This is a genomic window from Exiguobacterium sp. RIT452 (genome assembly GCF_003598705.1).
Classification (GTDB): domain Bacteria; phylum Bacillota; class Bacilli; order Exiguobacteriales; family Exiguobacteriaceae; genus Exiguobacterium_A; species Exiguobacterium_A undae.
In genome coordinates, this window is the sequence record NZ_QXJB01000009.1 from 1 (window position 1) to 16,866 (window position 16,866).

The window sequence follows — 16,866 nt, forward strand, 5'->3', positions numbered from 1 at the left end:
CGCCGGGTACGTTTTGTCGTAATCTTTTTCATTGTAGCTGTTGAACGCCAGTAACAGTTGATCGACGTGGACCTTGAGTCCTTCTTCCAAGTCTTTCGACTTCAGGCGACCTTCCGTTGCGGCATCGAGGAACGCGGCTTGTTCGACGCGGTACTCATCCAGTTCCTGAACGGCCATGTCGCGTGCTTCCTCGTCTTTCGCGCCTGTTGCTTTGACATAATCGACGAAGTAGCCGATGTGGCTCGACCAGATCTTCTTGAATTCTTGTGCGGCTTCGCTACCGTACACTGACCCGATTGAAGCGGACAGATCGTCTGTATTTTCGTTCAAGGCACCGGCCGCTGCGTCAAAGTCCTTCGCACCGTCGATTCCTTTTTGCATCGTCAGAATCGCAAGCGCTGCGTGTTCTGAAAAGTTTCGGTTCAGTCCGGCACGGAGATCCGCTGCCGGTGTATCGACTTTCGTATTTTTGAATTTATCTGGGTATTGATCGACGATGGCTCCGGACAATCCTTCACCCACCATATACATATGCTCGATGGCGATACGCAGATTGCTGTATGTGGCATCATAGTCGCCCGCGACATAACTATCAAACGAAGTCAGCAATTGCGTGATATGGACTTTCAATCCACCCTCTAAATCAGCGGCTTTCAGACGCCCCTCTGTTGCCTTGTCGAGGAAGGCTGCTTGTTCGACGCGGTATTCGTCGAGTTCTTTTAAGGCTTTTTGTTTGGCGTCTTCATCCTTGGCACCAGTCGCTTTGACATAATCAACGAAGTAACCGATGTGGCTCGACCAGATTTCCTTGAACGCTTCGCCCGCTTCATCCCCATAAACAGATCCGACCGCGGCCGAAAGATCATCTGTATTTTGATTCAAGGCACCTGCTGCTTGTTCGAAATCTTCTTTTCCGTCAATTCCTTTTTGCATCGTGACGACTGCTAAATATGCGTGTTCAGATAAAAGCTGATCAAGCGTCGCTCGCAAATCCGACGCTGGCGACGAAACATCGAGGGAGACCTTACCCGAACTGTGGGACATCTTGCTATGATCTTCATGACCATGGGCACTGACCCCTGCTGCTGGAATCAATAATGCGGCACTGAGTGGGACGGCGAGATATGACTTTTTCATCTTCATTTTATGAACACCCCTTTGTTTTTTTGGACTACACATAGATAACGTAAGCAGTTCACAAATAGTTTTATTTTTTTTATTTTTTGTCCTAATTTCAATAAAAGGTAGTTTTAATTTTTACAATAAAAATCAAAACTACCTTTTTTACTTCCGAAACTTTATTTCTTTTAATATTTTAATTAATAAAATTTATCAAGATATAAAATTAAAAATGAAAAGAATTTTATTAAACGTATCATTTTACTCTTTAAATTTTTGTAGAAAATTCGATTCTGATTTCCACGCATGACTGATTGCAAAACCCACATTACGATTAAAGCCTGTTATGAGAATGCTCATCATTCATTTTTTCCCTTACATGATTTCTGTAGCATATGTTTTTATCCCCGTACGCATGATGTTACCCAACGTTCGTAAAAGTACACTTTTACGAACGTATGAAAAATAATTTCTGACATATCAAAATAACGTTCTAAAAAGTATTAAATCACTTTACGGACGTTCGCAATTTTACATATACTTTTACGAACTGAATTGGGGTATAATGAGTGAAGAAAATCGTTTTCGAGGTGAATTATGGAAAATCGTAAATTTGGATACATACGGGTCAGCAGCAAGGATCAAAATGAAGGTCGACAACTAGAGGCCATGAAAAAAATCGACATCAACGAGCGAGACATTTATCTCGATAAACAGAGTGGTAAAAATTTCGAGCGAGCAAATTATCAGTTACTCAAACGAATCATCCGAAAAGGCGATGTATTGTGCATTCATTCACTCGATCGATTCGGTCGCAACAAAGAAGAAATCCTTCAAGAGTGGAACGATCTAACCAAAAATATCGAAGCTGACATCATTGTATTAGATATGCCATTACTCGATACTACTCAATATAAAGACAGCATGGGGACATTCATTGCAGATTTAGTATTGCAAATCCTTTCTTGGATGGCCGAGGAGGAAAGACAGCGTATTCGAAAACGACAACGGGAAGGCATCGACTTGGCCCTACAAAATGGTGTTCAGTTTGGAAGACCAAAAGTTTTAGTTTCAGATGAGTTCAGAGAAGTCTATCGGAAATGGAAACGCAAAGAATTAACAGCCGTTAAAGCCATGCAAGAAGCTGGAGTCAAAAAAACAAGCTTCTATAAATTAGTAACAGTTCTTGAAAAAGAAGAAAACGATTCTTTACACATTTAGTGATAATTTCTTGAAGATCCTCTTTGGTTAAAACCGAGAGGATCTTTTTAGATTTTCGTGCATGTATTAACTTTCTATTAAACGACCGTTAAACAGACAAGATCACTTTACTATATTCAGTAAAATAAAAAGGGCTGTACAAAGCCTTTTTTATTTTGATTACATTGTTCATTAACCCATCTTTTTTTCAATGTCTGTTTTCAAGTGATATAATTGAGTAAAAATACACTCGGAGGATTTTTATGAGTAAAATTGGTTACGCTCGCGTTTCAACATTGGATCAAAATCTAGATCTGCAATTAGATGAATTAGAAAAAGCCGGTTGTACGAAAACTTTTCAAGAAAAAGCATCTAGTGTAAAAAAACGACCAGAGTTCGAAAAATGCCTCGACTACCTGCGTGAAGGTGATACTCTAGTTGTTTGGAAGCTTGATCGATTAGGTAGAACTACAAAAAAACTTCTTGAACTAATTGACGATTTAAAGGATCGAGGAATTAATCTCCAAATCCTCACGTTAGGTGTAGATACTTCCACTGCTGCTGGACGGTTATTCTTCACTATGATGGCTGGATTAGCTGAAATGGAGCGAGAGTTAATTCGAGAGCGGACAAATGCTGGTTTGCAAGCAGCTAGAAGTCGTGGGCGTCTAGGCGGACGCAATCCTGTTGATCAAGATATATTAGATCGTGCTTTTATGATGTATGAAGCTAATATGACTGTTGAGGACATTAATCGTACTTTGAATATCTCACGTGCCACATTCTATAAATATAAAAAACAAGCAGAACAACGTAAATGAAGTTCTGCTTGTTTTTGTTAATAACTCTGTTCAAGTTTCTTCATCATGTACTCAGAAATCATTCCCATTGCTTCAATCGCTGCAGTCGCTTCATGGTCTGCAATTGACGGAAGAAACGGTCTTCCATGACCAGTCCCTTCTCGATTTCTTAAATTATTTATCGAACATCCTAGTTCATAAAAAGAAGACTCCATTCTTTCCACATGAGAAAATTCTCCTTTATCAACTGGTGTTGTCATACCCAAACAATTGAAAGCCAGACCTAAAAGGGTTGGAAAATGCTTTTGCTGGTATGTTCCCATCTTTTTTAAAATCACGTGATAAGAGACTGCTTCTAATAAATCTTTACTTGTTCCAACAAGCAAAGCTGCATCCATGGACCCTTTTTTGGCACGACGTATATATTTGAGTAATGCTTCTTCATATTCAGATTCAGTCAAATTATCAAGAATAACTGGAATAATGTTGCCTCCATCATCAATGAAGATACCAGAAGACTTTAAAACATATTTAAAATTCTCGAATGCTTCTTTCCCTACATAATTATCAGAATCCGCTCTAAACCCCCCATAACCACGAAGTAAATCTAATAAACGGAAGAATAAATCTTGTCCTTTAGTACTGTCGATGTCCTCAGAAGTAAGCGTGTAAAGAAGAAACTCTACTCGCTTAACTTTACTTAGGCCGGAATCTGCAATCTTAGGATCAAGATCAGCAATAGCAAGATCTTGCAGTACCTTGCTAATCTCACTATGACTAGGCTTACGATAAACAGAAGAAGATTGTTCAAAAAGTCGAGCAAAGGACACAATGATACTAGTATCAAGAGAAATAAAACGCATAACCTAACAACTCCTATCTAAGTAGTATTAGAACGATCAATATTATTTCTAGTACCGTATTGCTGATAAAGAGACCCACCCACCACCGTATCTATAAGTGTATATGAGTTGAGCCCATTCCTTTTGTTTATATTGGGTAACTGAATAACATTGTCATAACTAATTAACTTGATCGTTGTACAAGCTGCACGACCTCTTCCTTCAACCGTCTTCTCAATCAAGTATTCTTGAATCAAGAGTTCAATCACTCGTTTAAACGTCGCATATGAGAGAGCTTTGGATTTGTCTACTGAAGAACAGACCATCTTGGCAATGTCACGTTGCGCACCACAAAGAATCCCTCCATTTGCTCGTAAAATAGAGAGGACATCTTCTTTCCATTCTTCTAAATGACTATATGTACGCTCTTCTCGCGACTTTGCACCTTCCCAAAGCTGATACTTAAATTCCATTCCAGACAAATTCTCAATCCAGTACGAAGAAGGTCCCAGTGGTGCTCCGTCTTTAAAGGCACTCTTAACCTTTCGTTTGACGTCAATCTGTCTCATAGCCGGTGTATTCCGTTCATTCCAAGCATACAGATAGATTTGCGTATCTTCTTCTGAGTATCCTGTCGCTTTGAAGGCTAATGCCAAGGTATAGCACGTATTATCGCGTCGTCCTTTCTCAACACCTTGAAGAAGGGACTGGATCGCAGGATGCTGCATCAAGTCTTGTTTACGTACCATGACTTTCCGTTGGTGTAATAGCTCTTCGCTACGCTCCAAATACCAATCACAGAGCGTGTCAAAAGAAACACGCTCTGCAGACCGATGTACAATGTTTTGAGGCGTCGGTAAACGGAACCACCGTTCAGCACCTACAGCTTGTAGATCACCTGACAGCTCTTCAGCAATCGCTTGCTGAATCCGTTTATAGTGTTCTACGACTTTTGGGAAAGCACGGCGTGGCTCCGCCAGATACCAATACACATGAAATCCACCTGATGGCGTTTGGACAATCAAAGAAGGAGTCGGAAGACCCGATTTTGTGACCATCTCCATCACATCCGGATAGATCATACCAGCGTTCTCGGCAGTCTTGACGTCAATATCAATGACAAGTGCATTTAGCCAGCGCAACGTTCCCGCATGACGTTGATCGTTACGATAGAAGGTATTCGGTGTAAAGTAAGTTGTTGAGGCTTGAGCTTGAAACAATGAGCTGTATGTACGGACTGCTTTTGGCTGCGCGAAGTCATTGCAAACAAAGACCCAACCTAAATGATTGCTTGGACCACTTTGTTCTTTTTGAGAAGCGCGCTTTGGCGCTTCTGTTAACTGATCACGATACAACTGGCGTAAAGACTCCATTCGTCTTCCTCCTCTCTTGTTTGATTTATGATTTTGTATTATGTCGAAAAAGAATTGTCTCTAAAATTGCGTCATGCTACACTGAAGTTAATCTCAGTGCATAAGAAAGAGCCCTCAACGAAGCGTGATTTTTTCACGTCGGAAAGAGTTGTAAAAATTTGCTTTAAAAAGTTTGTTTTTTTGAGGCTTGTTTTAAAGACTTTTTAAGAGCTTGTTGAATCTTTTTTCTGTACTGCTCGCGATGTTTAACTGATGCACTCCTGACTGGCCGGTCAGTTGCATCAAGGATCTGATAACATTTGTTATCAGATTTTTTTGCGTAAAGAGATGTTTTCTGATTACAACTACCTGTATCATTTCATAAAAAAAACGGCTTCACAACAGGTTTTTTCGCATACTCACGTTTGAAATCTACATGTAGATTTGTAGATTAGTCTACATGTAGATTTGTAAATTTGTAGATTAGTCTACATGTAGATTTGTAGATTAGTCTACATGTAGATTTGTAGATTAGTCTACATGTAGATTTTATCATACGTCTTCTAATCCCTTTCATACCAACTGGTTTGAAAAAAAAAGCGTCTACATGTAGATTTGTAGATTTGTAGATTTGTAGATGCGTCTACATGTAGATTTGTAGATTTGTAGATGCGTCTACATGTAGATTTGTAGATTTGTAGATGCGTCTACATGTAGACGTGTTTGGACTGATCAGTTTTTAGTGTTATTTTTTCCTAAAAAAAGAGACTCTCAGCAGAGTCTCTTTTATGATTTGCGCGTTTTCATCATCATGATGTCTTTCAGAATTTGGTATTCTTTTTTCTGATCACTCGCCATACCTTCGACGTAGTCGTCAATGAACGTCGAAATGACTGCGTCAACTGACTCTCCCATTCCCATCGTAACCAGCGCAGCCAATTGATTTTTAGTGTTTGTGGACACACGAACGGTTGTACTTCCATTTGTCACTGCTCGTTGTGTTGTCTTTTTACGCTTGGATTGAGTTACCTCTTCTTTGGATTCAATTGGATTACTCTCAACTACTACGTCTTCCGGAGAATAAGTCTTCTGTGGTGTAGCCACTGATTTACGCTCAAGTAGACGCTTTCTTTGAGGTTGATTTTGATTATTCACCATTCTTTATTCCACCTCTTGTTCTGCATAAGCTAATTCATACTCAAGTCGTGATAAAAATTCATCAGCCACTGAATCATATGTGCTCATGACACGACGATCGTGCATATCATCTTCTTTAATTCCTTCGACATCATAACGCTTTAAGCGTTCCATGTTTTTAATGACCCCTTCGAACAAGTTGTTCTCTCCGAAGATTTCTTTTGCACTCTCAAGAGTTGCAAGATCCACAGCTGCTCCATTTTTCAGAAGAACCGGTAAGATGCCTAGAACATCAAAGTCCGTGTCATAGTCATTTAATAGATCCTGAAGGTATTGTGTAAAGACTTCAGCCCCTTGTAGACTACGTTCTTGCGTTTGTAAAACCACTACAACGAAGTTCGATGCATAGAGAGCAGCGTCAGTATAAATAGAGATCGTTGGCGGCACATCGATAAAGATGAAGTCAAAGTCATCTTTTAATGGCTCAAGCAATGTCGAGAGATATGTAATACGATCGACTTCATTCTCAAATTTTTTCTCAAGAAATTTAGGATATTGAGCGAAATCGCTGAAAGAAGGGAGTAGATAAAGATTACTCTTAATCTCAGTAACGATTTTGCTTAAGTCACCTTCTTGCATGGCAGCCATTAACGTCTGTTCAAACGTAAACACTTCATCTTCAAGCATTGATTTGGTCTTTAAAAACAGTGCCGTGGCATTTGCTTGCGGATCCTGATCGCACAGTAGGACGCGGTAACCCTTTTTGGCAAGCGCGTAAGCTAACATCGTACTATTGGTCGTTTTACCGGTACCACCTTTAAAGTTTCCGAACGTAACCGTGATTGCTTTGCGTTGAGACAAATCTAGTTTCGTCGCCATGATCATTGCTCCTTTATCACTTAATACTTAAAAGAATATCAATCTTTCCTGCTTAAGTCTACATGTAGATTGAAACAGGAAAAACCTAAAAAGTATCATTTGATACTTTTTAGGTTTCATGGTATTCTATTAAAAAGTATCAAATGATACTATAAACGGAACTCTTCTTTAAGAAGAAACTTATTCAACGTAACGGAGGTTTACTTATGGTAAATGATGATAATGAATGTTCACGGTCCGCGAAAGAAAATGCTGCAACATCTTTAGTAAATAAAGAAGTTACTTCTCTTGAAGTCTTTCTTGAAGAAATTAAAACGTTGATTAAGAGTGGAAAGCGACGCTTTGTTATGCGCAAAGACATTCGAGGTCACGATTATATACATCATTTAAGTAATCTCGGTCTAACAACCATCGAGGAAGCCTGGAAAGAAATTCTACAATTAGAAAGTAAGCATTACTTTCAAGGTCCTGAGGAAGACTACAAATATCAATCTCAAGGAAAAGTCATTTGGGTGTTCAAAAAAAACATTAACGAGACGGTGACATACATCAAATTGAAGATTGATCCATCTTCACAACAATGTGTGTGCTTGTCATTTCACGAAGATTACCCTTAGTAAATAGAAATATTTTTCTATTTAACTTAAAAACTTTGGAGGAATTTATTATGTGCGAAAACCAGGGAGAGCGCAGATTTTGTGAGGAATGTAACACAGAAACTGATGTCGTCATCAAGGAGAGAAATACTACTCGATTTTTCAGAAAAGAAGCATTTGATATTGTTGAAAAATACGCAGAATGCATTGAATGTGGTCATGAAGTATACGATGAGAAAACTGCTAACGATACTTTAAAACAACTGAGCCGATTATATCAGGAAAGACATTCTTTTACTCCTCAGGATATAAAGTCCATCAGAAAGTCTACAGGACTCACTCAATCAATATTTGCAAAAGTTTTAAATATGGGGGAAGCAACTATAAAACGGTATGAAACAGGTGCTTCTTTGCCTGATGGTACACAATTAAGCATTTTAAAAATGCTGCTTCAAGATCCCGCAAATATCATTAAATTTTATGAAGATACTAAAACGAAATTCTCAGAAGAAGAACAACATAATATTGAAAAGAAATTCGAACATATAAAACAGGACAGTTTAATAAAATCTAACTTTGATTTACTCCACACTTTATATACTAAATATGATCAATCCGTATTAAACGGTTTTTCCAGATTCAATCCTGAAAAGCTATTTAATATGATTCTATTCTTCTCGGAAAGAGGAGTTCTTAAAACGAAATTAATGAAGTTATTATGGTACTCAGATTTTCTTATGTATCAAAAGAATAAACTATCTATCAGCGGAACTCCTTACTGGCATAAAGAATTTGGTCCTGTTCCCGTCGAACATGATACGATTTTGGGCTGTGGAACAAGCATGAGTTATATTTTGATTAATGAAGAAGAAGATATAAGCTCTGGATATACAAAAATGCTTGTAAAATCCAATACTCCTATCAACTTAACGCTGTTTTCTGAACAAGAATTACAAATCATGGACAGTGTTCAAACCTTTTTCTCTAATTACGGATCACGAGACATCAGTAATTTTTCTCACGAAGAAGACGCATGGCAGCAAACTCAAGAAAAAGAGATAATTTCCTATGAATTTGCAGAGACCATTAAATTAATTAATACACTATAAATAAATTATTTAAGGAGGTGATTCTAAATGGCTAAACATTCGGGCGGTAAAGTGGGTAAAGCAGGTAAAACCTTAAGCAGTAAAAGTGCCTCGAAATCTCAAAAAAGTAACGCTGGTAAAACACTCAAACAACATCAAGATTCTAAACATTGAACATCACATAAATAAAAGAGTCTACCAAAAAACTAATTTTGTTCTTTGGTAGGCTCTTTATACATAAAGGAGTTGTAATAAGTTTGATGATCACTCAAATAGTAAGTTTTAATATAACTAAACTTGATACAGTGATACATTTTTCCGTAGGTATTGTATTAGCTGGCATCTTAATTAAGGTTCTATTACCACGACAATCATTTAATATGAGTAATCTCAGTGAATTATACATTGTATCTGCAAAAATGGTTGGATACGTTTTTTTAGCAACCTACATATACACTTATCTTCATGCAAATGAAATAAAAAAAGTAGATGTCCTAACCTTCTTTACTTTTACGCTTGCAGTTCTAGAAGCTGCTCATTGCTTATTTATCATTTCAAGCAATAGTTTCGCTGATTTTTTCCGCAAGTTTTTTTACATTAATAATAAATGAAATTCTTTTATATTATATGCACTCTAATTTGGCAATGGTGACTTGTACGATATAAAAGGACTTCTTTCAATTGAAGAAGTCCCTGCTGTTTTAATCATTCCTTATCTAATTTTGATTTATCGTCTTTATTCCGATTGTTATACTTTTCTTTATTTTTCATGGCTTCTGGAACAATTGGTGATTTTAAAGCACTCACGATTTTTCCAACTGAAGTGTTTTCTTCTTCAGCATTCTTAAGTTCTACCGTACCTTGATTAGTAATTGCAGTATGCCAGTCTTCAGATTCTAAATAACGTGTAGCGAACATGTATTGACGACCTTCTTTTAACATTTCATCTTCATTATACAAAACCAAGACATTATTTCCTTCCGAATCCTTATCATATCCTCCAAACTGATTAACAATGACTTCTCCTTTTAACTTTCCCTTTAAATTTTTATGCACTTTTACTGAATACTGTGTTTCTGGTGTTCCATCAAGTCGTTTACTCCCAACTTCTTGGACAACTTCTCCTACAAACACATTTTGAGCAGCACCAACTAAAATTCGATCATCAGAAAAATCAGCGACTTCATTTAAATATGCATCAACAATTTTGACTGGCTTCTTTTCTGATTGGTAATGATCAAATCCATAAATAGTCAGACCAATAACTGCTGCTACAGAACCGATTAAGAATTTTTTCATAGTTAACGCTCCTTATACTGGATTAATAGCCCCAAAGAGTTCGATAATCTGACTTATCGTGCGAACCTAAAACTTCATAACTGTAAAAGCCAGATCTTAACACGTTTCCAGCAAGTCCGTGGTGATCTAATCCAAGAGCATGTCCCATTTCATGAAGTGCTGTGTGCTTTCTTTGAGAACTCGTGAAGTCATAAAAATAATAATCATTGTAGGAGATGACGTCTGCTCCAGTTTGAGGAGAATGACTGCCACTCCAAGTCACATCGCTTCGATCAACATCTCTAAAAGATAAATCTTCAATAGTTGAAGTAGTGTCTCCTGCGATTTTAATAGTCCCCATCGTATTCCATACACTGATTGAGTGATTTCGCGCTGTAGTCCATCCAGTTGTACCTTTTGCGGTGCCCCATCTGATTTCTTTCCCATCTACGGAAGAATGTCCTAAGAAATGAGCATCGACATTTAAAGGAAGAATAAGTGTAGCTGCTACTACTGATAGTGCAAGTACAGTTTTTCGCATGGATTTGCTCCTAAATAAGTTATTTGAATTATTAAGAAATTCATAACTTAATTTTACATAATATTCAAAATTAATTGAATAGTTCTCAAGTCCTTAGATATCTATTTATTTACTTAAGCACGTATATTTATACTCATAAAGAGGAGGAAATTCAAAAAAAGATTTACTTGAATAAAAGTAAAAGAGTAAATATTTTTATCTTTATAGTTTATTTTATCCCATTTGTCTTTTTAAATTCGAAATGAGTTTTTGAGTTTGGTTTTTTACAATTCTGCTACACATTCAGTATTTTTCAAAACTTATCAGTTCATGCGTCCTTGCCATTAGTTGCTTCGACATCAATCGACAAATGTAAAACATTTGACATATTAAAATAAGAATTGAATTAACAGAATAATCTGCTATATTCTAACTATCACCAGGAAAACATTGTCATACTGTGGTTCTCGAAGGAAAGGAGCATGTACATGTACCGATTCGGAGAGTGGTTACGACGAGAGCGCCTAGAGCATGGTTGGAGTCAGGTGGAGTTAGCAGAGAAAACGTACGGAGAAATCTCGCAGGCGGCAATCAGCGCCTATGAGAGGAATCGTTCGATTCCTTCTATCCTCGATGTTCAAATTCTTGCGACAGCCTGTGAGCAGACGCTAGGATCCATCCCTTGGGATGAATTCGACTTAAGGACGGAGAAGAAACGGAATTGGTCGAACCTGAAGCAAGAACGCTTCGATTTGGCAGACCTCCCGCTAGCGGATTCTGTGCGCACGTTCGACGGCAAGACATACCAGCTACATGGTCGTATTGCGATCGAACGAGAGAGTAAGGAGACACAAGAAATCTCGCAGATCTATTACCGTATTCGGACAGTCGTCGGAGAGAATCAAGTCATCGCAAAACGGAAGCATCCGGATGACGAATTAATTCATGTCTCACGCCGTAAACTCGTTCATCAGTAAACCATCTATGATTACGTATTTACTTATGAAATAACATGAAGCAATGATAAGAGGAATTAATGACCGTAGCAGCATATCGCTAAGGACAGTCTTTCCAATCATATATTGGCGTGTTCCTCACGAGTGACCGGGTGAGCGGGATATACGCAGAAATGGTTTGGCGAGAGTCGCCTAAAACTCGCCCACAGGTCACGTATCCGTTGAGGGTCAGCGAAAAACCCTAGACAAATGTCTGGTACCGGACATTAGAGTTCGTGGGGAGAACGTGCTTTAAACCCACCGTCTTGCTCGACTCCGACTGTCCTTAAGGATGTGCTGCTGCGCATCAAGCTCAAGGAAGGAGTGTATGTTATGCCAACACGTGAACAAAAGCAGAATAAGACCTTTGCCGAGAAGTTGCTCCGGATCCAAGGGAAAGACTATGAGGAGTGGCTCGACACCCAGCATCAACTCGTCATCCAAGAGAACCAGGAACTGATCTTAGAAGCACTCGACTCGAAACTGAACTTCACATCGCCTGCATCCGCGTCACGGGATTGAGAGGAGGAAAACAAATGGGGTTGAATGAAACAGGACTCAGCTTACTCCAGTTCTTTCAAGGACTCGCTGTCATCGCGGCAGCCATCGCCTTCGCAGTTGGAGGCTTCTACTTCATCTTCGGGGGAGATCGTGGGCGCTCGAAAGCCGTCGGTTGGCTCGTCGGTGGTGCCGTCGGTCTGATCATCGTCATGGGTGCCTTTACATTGGCGGAGATGGTCAACGACAACATTAAATTCTAATTGAACAAGTGATTGCACAGACCGTCATTCCAAATTGGATGGCTTTTTTTATTGCCCTCGTTACGATGTCTCGCTTCAAAGGAGGAGAATGTATGCTCTTCATCCGTTTCACAGATGTACCGAAAGATGGCTTTCCGAACTATGAGCGTCTCCCATATGAGGAGGCGCTTTTGTTATCGACACAAGTCCATCAAGAAGCCCAGCAAGCAAACGAACGGTTTGCGAGTGAGTTCCGGATCTTCGATGATGCTGACCAACTCGTCTACAAAGGGACGTTCCAGTTTGGTGATCCGACCTATCCCAATCTTTATTTGCAGCTGAAGGACCGGATTCCACGCATCCGAATCCGGAAGGAGGATGCGACAAAAAAGATCCTGTTGCTCGAGAACTTGGAACGTTTAACACCGGAATCCTACAAGACGATGACGACGTCAGCGATTCAGCAACAGCCGGATGCGACACACATCTCCCGCTTACGTCGCGGACAACGTCGTCTCGTCTACGGTGTCAGTGGTGTGAGTCTGTTGCTCCTCGGTGCATTGTCCGTTGTCCAACTCGTGCAGCCGGATCCACCGAGCGGCGTCCAAGCGGCAACGTCAGATTGGCAACCGTTGTATGAAGCAGCGTTGACGGGAGAGACGGGTCCACTCGTCGAACGACTAGAAAAACGAAAGTCGTTAAACGATGAACAACAGCAATTCCTGATTACGCAGTATGTCGAAGAACAGGACTATGACCAAGCGGTCTCCGTGACGAAGGATCCAATCGATGTCGAGACGATCATCATGCAGTCGAAACGATTCGCGACCAATCGTCAGGATACGCTACAAGCCTTCCAAGCAGTTTATCCGACTGATGAAGGAACGTTCGACCTCGCCATCCTACAGAAAGACTATAGACGTGCCGTCTCGCTTACGGGCGTAGAGATGACGACAGCCCGTAAGGAAGCCAAAACACGTGCCTACATCGCATTGAAAGATGTGACGAAGGCTCAAGAAAGCGTCAAGACGATCAACGACGAGCAATTAAAGAAGCAAGTAGCAACACTCGTCCAACTGGACGAAGAGATTCAAGCACTCGAGGATCAAAAGCGCCAGTTATCAGAGAAAAAAGATAAGAAAGAACTCGAAAAGCTGAATGCGTCGCTCGAAGCGAAGCAACGACAAGCTTCTTCACTTCTTTAATGAAAGTGTGGTGACTGAAATAATGATGAACTTCTCACTTCGTTCTCTCGTTACCTCCGCTTGGCTGTGGCGATGTCTCACCTTTTTGATCGCTTTACCCATTGTATTGTTCTTAGTACTCAATGTGGCGTTTCAGTTCCTGCAGCAGACAATCCAAAATCTCTTCCAGGACGGGAAGTTGACGACCGGCTCTCCGCTTCAGTACGAATCGAGTTGGTGGACGACACTCGCTTGGTCGACCTCCATCGCTTTCGCTTTGTTCGGTGTCTGCTTCCTCTTAGGAGGATTTCTCTTATTAAAGTATTGGCTCAACTTCCGTGATCTCAAGGCTGCACAGAAGGGAAGTGCCCGCTTCACGACGTTTCAAGAGCTGAAACAGCAGTATCGGGACGTACCGGATCGTAAGGAGACCTACAGCGGATCCGGAGGTGTTCCGGTCGGGCGCTATCGTGATCGCCTCTACATCGATGACAGTGCTGTCAACAATCTTGTCATCGGGACGACTCGTTCCGGGAAAGGCGAGACGTTCGTCTTCTCGACGATCGATCTCTATAGTCGTGCCGAACGCCAAGCAAGCCTGATCATCAATGATCCGAAGGGTGAATTGTTCGCCGCCTCCAAAGAAACACTCGAAGCACGTGGGTATCAGGTCGAGGTCCTGAACCTGATGAATCCATCGCAATCAATGTCCTACAACCTGTTACAGCTGACGATCGACGCTTATTTGGACGAGAACTACTCTCTCGCCCAACAGTATGCCCGTTCGGTCGCCTATATGCTTTACCATGATCCGAAGGCAAAGGATCCGTTCTGGAGCAACTCATCGACGGACCTTTGCACCGCTTTGATTCTCGGATTATGCGAACAAGCAAAACATGAACCGGAGAAGATCACGATGTATAACGTCGCTTTGATGTTATCCGATCTCGGCTCACGCACAGTCATCGATGGAATGGGACAGGAACAATCGGCACTCGATGCCTTCTTCGCATCGTTTCCGGAGAATCATCCGGCACGTATGCAATACGCGACACTGCACTTCTCCGGTGGGCAGACGCGCGCGAGCATCCTCGCCAATACCAACGCCAAGCTCGGGATCTTTACGCTTGATGCGACGGCACGTTTGACGGCACAGAACTCCCTTGATATGAAATTGATTGGTTTCAATCGTTGGATTCGTGGACGTGCCCTTCCCTTGTCACGGTTGACGTTCTACTTTCCAAGCGGGAAACAACTCGCCTTGACGACGGATGACGACGGAAGTTTTGTACTCCATCACGAAGAAAACCTCGAAGTGGATACTGATATCACCGTAGAAAGTGAAGGACAGCAGTACATCGTGTCACTCTCGGGTCAGAGAGACGAGACGGACGGTCTCTTCGACTGGACGACGGATGCACCGATTGACATCCGGGAGATTCGACAGCATCCGCGCCCCGTCGCCGTGTTCCTGATTGTTCCGGATTACGATCCGACGCTGAACGTCATCGCCTCGCTGTACGTTAAGCAAGTCTATACCTCCCTCGCTCGCGTCGCCTCGCAAGCGACGAGCGGACGTTGTGAACGCCAGGTCATCTTCCTACTCGACGAATTTGGGAACATGCCAGCGATTGAAGGGATGGCGAACATCATCACCGTCTGTCTCGGTCGGAACATTCGTTTCAACCTCGTCATCCAGTCCTACGCACAACTCGAGAACCTCTACGGAGAGGATTGGAAAACAATTGACGGAAACTGCGGAAACACGCACTACCTACTGACAGCAGATGAGTCGACGGCAGAATTGATTTCGAAGAAGCTCGGGGAGCAGACGATTGTCACGAAATCACGTTCCGGACAGACGTTCTCGCTCTCAAAGTCGAAGACAGAGAGTGTCGATGGTCGACGCTTGCTGACGGCAACCGAGGTGATGGGACTGAAGGAAGGCGAGATGTTGATTATCCGTGTCATCAAGCGACAAGACAAACAACAGAATCGGATCCAGTCCTATCCCCTGTTCCTGACCGGACGGACGGCGATGAAATACCGCTATGAATACTTGGCGGATGACTTTAACACGGACCGTTCCATCAACGATCTCGTCATTCCCTGTGCGCATGCCCATCTCGACTTGAATACGCTTCGTGTTCCGTTTCATCTTGGCGCCTCAGTTGCATCGAAAACGGTTGAGACGGAGGAGGAGACACCTGACGCAACAGAATGGCGCGTCTGCGATGTCCTGCAGCCGAAAATCCTGCGCTCGATCTTCGAGACGACAGAATACGATACGTTACCGATTGATCTGTTCGAACAAGGCATCCTAGATAAGACAATTCCTGTGACCGACAACCAGCGCCATTTCTTGAAGACGATCATCAGCAAACGACTCGAGAAACTTCGTCATGGCGTCTAAGGAGGGCATCAAATGACAGAACTGACACGCACGGAACGCGTCCAGCGTGAACTTCGCGTCATCGCAACCATCATCAAGGAGAATAAAAAGCGTCTCCGCCGCGGTGAAGTCTTGAATATCCAGACCCGGGACGGATTCCTCGTCGTATTTGAGGAAGAAGACCCAGACTCAGGCGACCGAAAAACTGTTACGCTTATAGACACATTCGATTTCCGGGTTCACGTCAGTAATGGTGATTTAACGGATCCGGAACAGGTGTCATAAACGGAAAAGGGGTGGAGGCATGCAAGCGAAACGAGTACTCTCCGGACTATTGATTTCCTCTGCGTTACTTTTGGTCGGTTGTAGTGAAGAAACGTCGAAGAATACATTAACTCAGATAAAAGATTCTGAAGTTGATAAGATGATGAATGGTAAAAAAGACGGTATTTTATTAGTCGTAAAAGAAACTGATGGAGAATTCGAGAGTTACGTCAATAAGATTAAAAATATCTCTGAAGAAAAGAACACATCAGTAAAGATGTACAATACATTCCAACCTGATGGAAAAGAATTAGTTAATAGAGATACTTTCGAATACACATCCGAATTAAAAGGAGAGCGTCTGTACTTCATTAAGGATGGTAAAGTACAAGACGAATTAAATATTAATGTTCTTACTGGAACTCAACTGAACGATGAAGTCGAAAAATTTATTGATCAGAACAGTTAATAAGGAGTGAA

The 16,866-nt window shown here is 41.3% G+C and carries 19 protein-coding genes; 12 read left to right on the top strand and 7 right to left on the bottom strand.

The features are described 5' to 3' along the window. Window positions 1–1,143, bottom strand: a 1,143-nt coding sequence (locus D3D03_RS15065) for a copper amine oxidase (protein WP_119924042.1), incomplete at its 3' end; no start/stop codon positions are given. Between the two features lie 573 nt (window positions 1,144–1,716). On the opposite strand from D3D03_RS15065, the gene D3D03_RS15070 reads away from it, so the two are divergent. Further along, window positions 1,717–2,340 carry a recombinase family protein gene (locus tag D3D03_RS15070; RefSeq protein ID WP_119924043.1) on the top strand — a complete coding sequence of 208 codons (624 nt, stop codon included), beginning with the start codon at window positions 1,717–1,719 and terminating at the stop codon, window positions 2,338–2,340. A gap of 242 nt (window positions 2,341–2,582) precedes the next feature. Beyond that, window positions 2,583–3,140, top strand: coding sequence for a recombinase family protein (locus D3D03_RS15075; RefSeq protein WP_119924044.1), 558 nt, complete (start codon window positions 2,583–2,585; stop codon window positions 3,138–3,140). A gap of 17 nt (window positions 3,141–3,157) precedes the next feature. On the opposite strand, the gene D3D03_RS15080 is transcribed toward D3D03_RS15075, so the two are convergent. The 4 genes from D3D03_RS15080 to D3D03_RS15095 all read right to left on the bottom strand — a co-directional run bounded on the left by D3D03_RS15080 (window position 3,158) and on the right by D3D03_RS15095 (window position 7,329). Beyond that, window positions 3,158–3,982, bottom strand: a complete 825-nt coding sequence (locus D3D03_RS15080) for an abortive infection family protein (RefSeq protein WP_119924045.1) — start codon at window positions 3,980–3,982, stop codon at window positions 3,158–3,160. Between the two features lie 17 nt (window positions 3,983–3,999). Then, window positions 4,000–5,334, bottom strand: coding sequence for a primase C-terminal domain-containing protein (locus D3D03_RS15085; RefSeq protein WP_119924046.1), 1,335 nt, complete (start codon window positions 5,332–5,334; stop codon window positions 4,000–4,002). Between the two features lie 765 nt (window positions 5,335–6,099). Further along, window positions 6,100–6,471, bottom strand: coding sequence for a DUF5388 domain-containing protein (locus D3D03_RS15090; RefSeq protein ID WP_119924047.1), 372 nt, complete (start codon window positions 6,469–6,471; stop codon window positions 6,100–6,102). A gap of 3 nt (window positions 6,472–6,474) precedes the next feature. Continuing rightward, entirely contained in the window at window positions 6,475–7,329 is an 855-nt protein-coding gene (locus D3D03_RS15095) for a ParA family protein (RefSeq protein ID WP_119924048.1), read from the bottom strand. 206 nt (window positions 7,330–7,535) lie between these two features. Between D3D03_RS15095 and D3D03_RS15100 the strand changes: the two genes are divergently transcribed. From D3D03_RS15100 to D3D03_RS16975, 3 genes are read left to right on the top strand one after another with little or no spacing between them, the layout of a single operon-like run. Next, entirely contained in the window at window positions 7,536–7,946 is a 411-nt protein-coding gene (locus tag D3D03_RS15100) for a type II toxin-antitoxin system MqsR family toxin (protein WP_119924049.1), read from the top strand. A gap of 50 nt (window positions 7,947–7,996) precedes the next feature. After that, complete coding sequence (locus D3D03_RS15105; RefSeq protein WP_158583707.1) at window positions 7,997–9,034, top strand: type II TA system antitoxin MqsA family protein; 1,038 nt, start codon at window positions 7,997–7,999, stop codon at window positions 9,032–9,034. A 27-nt stretch (window positions 9,035–9,061) separates the two neighbouring features. Further along, window positions 9,062–9,187, top strand: a complete 126-nt coding sequence (locus D3D03_RS16975) for a hypothetical protein (RefSeq protein ID WP_255415540.1) — start codon at window positions 9,062–9,064, stop codon at window positions 9,185–9,187. A gap of 531 nt (window positions 9,188–9,718) precedes the next feature. On the opposite strand, the gene D3D03_RS15115 is transcribed toward D3D03_RS16975, so the two are convergent. Both D3D03_RS15115 and D3D03_RS16700 read right to left on the bottom strand, forming a co-directional pair. Then, the gene (locus D3D03_RS15115) at window positions 9,719–10,312 is read right to left on the bottom strand and encodes a hypothetical protein (protein ID WP_119924052.1); all 594 of its coding nucleotides are present in this window, start codon (window positions 10,310–10,312) and stop codon (window positions 9,719–9,721) included. Window positions 10,313–10,334: 22 nt separating this feature from the next. After that, a complete protein-coding gene (locus D3D03_RS16700) occupies window positions 10,335–10,832 on the bottom strand; it encodes a zinc metalloprotease (RefSeq protein WP_147367736.1) in 498 nt (165 codons plus the stop codon). A gap of 467 nt (window positions 10,833–11,299) precedes the next feature. Between D3D03_RS16700 and D3D03_RS15120 the strand changes: the two genes are divergently transcribed. The 7 genes from D3D03_RS15120 to D3D03_RS15150 all read left to right on the top strand — a co-directional run bounded on the left by D3D03_RS15120 (window position 11,300) and on the right by D3D03_RS15150 (window position 16,855). Continuing rightward, window positions 11,300–11,788, top strand: a complete 489-nt coding sequence (locus D3D03_RS15120; RefSeq protein ID WP_158583708.1) for a helix-turn-helix domain-containing protein — start codon at window positions 11,300–11,302, stop codon at window positions 11,786–11,788. 351 nt (window positions 11,789–12,139) lie between these two features. Then, window positions 12,140–12,328 carry a hypothetical protein gene (locus D3D03_RS15125; RefSeq protein WP_050678811.1) on the top strand — a complete coding sequence of 63 codons (189 nt, stop codon included), beginning with the start codon at window positions 12,140–12,142 and terminating at the stop codon, window positions 12,326–12,328. Between the two features lie 14 nt (window positions 12,329–12,342). Next, window positions 12,343–12,567 carry a hypothetical protein gene (locus D3D03_RS15130; protein ID WP_050678812.1) on the top strand — a complete coding sequence of 75 codons (225 nt, stop codon included), beginning with the start codon at window positions 12,343–12,345 and terminating at the stop codon, window positions 12,565–12,567. Between the two features lie 92 nt (window positions 12,568–12,659). Beyond that, the gene (locus D3D03_RS15135) at window positions 12,660–13,751 is read left to right on the top strand and encodes a hypothetical protein (RefSeq protein WP_119924053.1); all 1,092 of its coding nucleotides are present in this window, start codon (window positions 12,660–12,662) and stop codon (window positions 13,749–13,751) included. A gap of 22 nt (window positions 13,752–13,773) precedes the next feature. Next, window positions 13,774–16,143 (top strand): VirD4-like conjugal transfer protein, CD1115 family, encoded by a 2,370-nt coding sequence (locus tag D3D03_RS15140; RefSeq protein WP_158583709.1) that lies wholly within the window; start codon window positions 13,774–13,776, stop codon window positions 16,141–16,143. Window positions 16,144–16,155: 12 nt separating this feature from the next. Beyond that, a complete protein-coding gene (locus tag D3D03_RS15145) occupies window positions 16,156–16,407 on the top strand; it encodes a hypothetical protein (RefSeq protein WP_119924055.1) in 252 nt (83 codons plus the stop codon). A gap of 19 nt (window positions 16,408–16,426) precedes the next feature. Beyond that, entirely contained in the window at window positions 16,427–16,855 is a 429-nt protein-coding gene (locus D3D03_RS15150; RefSeq protein WP_119924056.1) for a hypothetical protein, read from the top strand. The last annotated feature ends 11 nt before the right edge of the window (window positions 16,856–16,866 follow it).

Excerpts from the sequence above, each read along its gene's own strand:
- D3D03_RS15070 (WP_119924043.1), top strand. The coding sequence starts at position 1,717 with ATGGAAAATCGTAAATTTGGATACATACGGGTCAGCAGCAAGGATCAA.
- D3D03_RS15075 (WP_119924044.1), top strand. The coding sequence starts at position 2,583 with ATGAGTAAAATTGGTTACGCTCGCGTTTCAACATTGGATCAAAATCTA.
- D3D03_RS15080 (WP_119924045.1), bottom strand. The coding sequence starts at position 3,982 with ATGCGTTTTATTTCTCTTGATACTAGTATCATTGTGTCCTTTGCTCGA.
- D3D03_RS15085 (WP_119924046.1), bottom strand. The coding sequence starts at position 5,334 with ATGGAGTCTTTACGCCAGTTGTATCGTGATCAGTTAACAGAAGCGCCA.
- D3D03_RS15090 (WP_119924047.1), bottom strand. The coding sequence starts at position 6,471 with ATGGTGAATAATCAAAATCAACCTCAAAGAAAGCGTCTACTTGAGCGT.
- D3D03_RS15095 (WP_119924048.1), bottom strand. The coding sequence starts at position 7,329 with ATGGCGACGAAACTAGATTTGTCTCAACGCAAAGCAATCACGGTTACG.
- D3D03_RS15100 (WP_119924049.1), top strand. The coding sequence starts at position 7,536 with ATGGTAAATGATGATAATGAATGTTCACGGTCCGCGAAAGAAAATGCT.
- D3D03_RS15105 (WP_158583707.1), top strand. The coding sequence starts at position 7,997 with ATGTGCGAAAACCAGGGAGAGCGCAGATTTTGTGAGGAATGTAACACA.
- D3D03_RS16975 (WP_255415540.1), top strand. The coding sequence starts at position 9,062 with ATGGCTAAACATTCGGGCGGTAAAGTGGGTAAAGCAGGTAAAACCTTA.
- D3D03_RS15115 (WP_119924052.1), bottom strand. The coding sequence starts at position 10,312 with ATGAAAAAATTCTTAATCGGTTCTGTAGCAGCAGTTATTGGTCTGACT.
- D3D03_RS16700 (WP_147367736.1), bottom strand. The coding sequence starts at position 10,832 with ATGCGAAAAACTGTACTTGCACTATCAGTAGTAGCAGCTACACTTATT.
- D3D03_RS15120 (WP_158583708.1), top strand. The coding sequence starts at position 11,300 with ATGTACCGATTCGGAGAGTGGTTACGACGAGAGCGCCTAGAGCATGGT.
- D3D03_RS15125 (WP_050678811.1), top strand. The coding sequence starts at position 12,140 with ATGCCAACACGTGAACAAAAGCAGAATAAGACCTTTGCCGAGAAGTTG.
- D3D03_RS15130 (WP_050678812.1), top strand. The coding sequence starts at position 12,343 with ATGGGGTTGAATGAAACAGGACTCAGCTTACTCCAGTTCTTTCAAGGA.
- D3D03_RS15135 (WP_119924053.1), top strand. The coding sequence starts at position 12,660 with ATGCTCTTCATCCGTTTCACAGATGTACCGAAAGATGGCTTTCCGAAC.
- D3D03_RS15140 (WP_158583709.1), top strand. The coding sequence starts at position 13,774 with ATGATGAACTTCTCACTTCGTTCTCTCGTTACCTCCGCTTGGCTGTGG.
- D3D03_RS15145 (WP_119924055.1), top strand. The coding sequence starts at position 16,156 with ATGACAGAACTGACACGCACGGAACGCGTCCAGCGTGAACTTCGCGTC.
- D3D03_RS15150 (WP_119924056.1), top strand. The coding sequence starts at position 16,427 with ATGCAAGCGAAACGAGTACTCTCCGGACTATTGATTTCCTCTGCGTTA.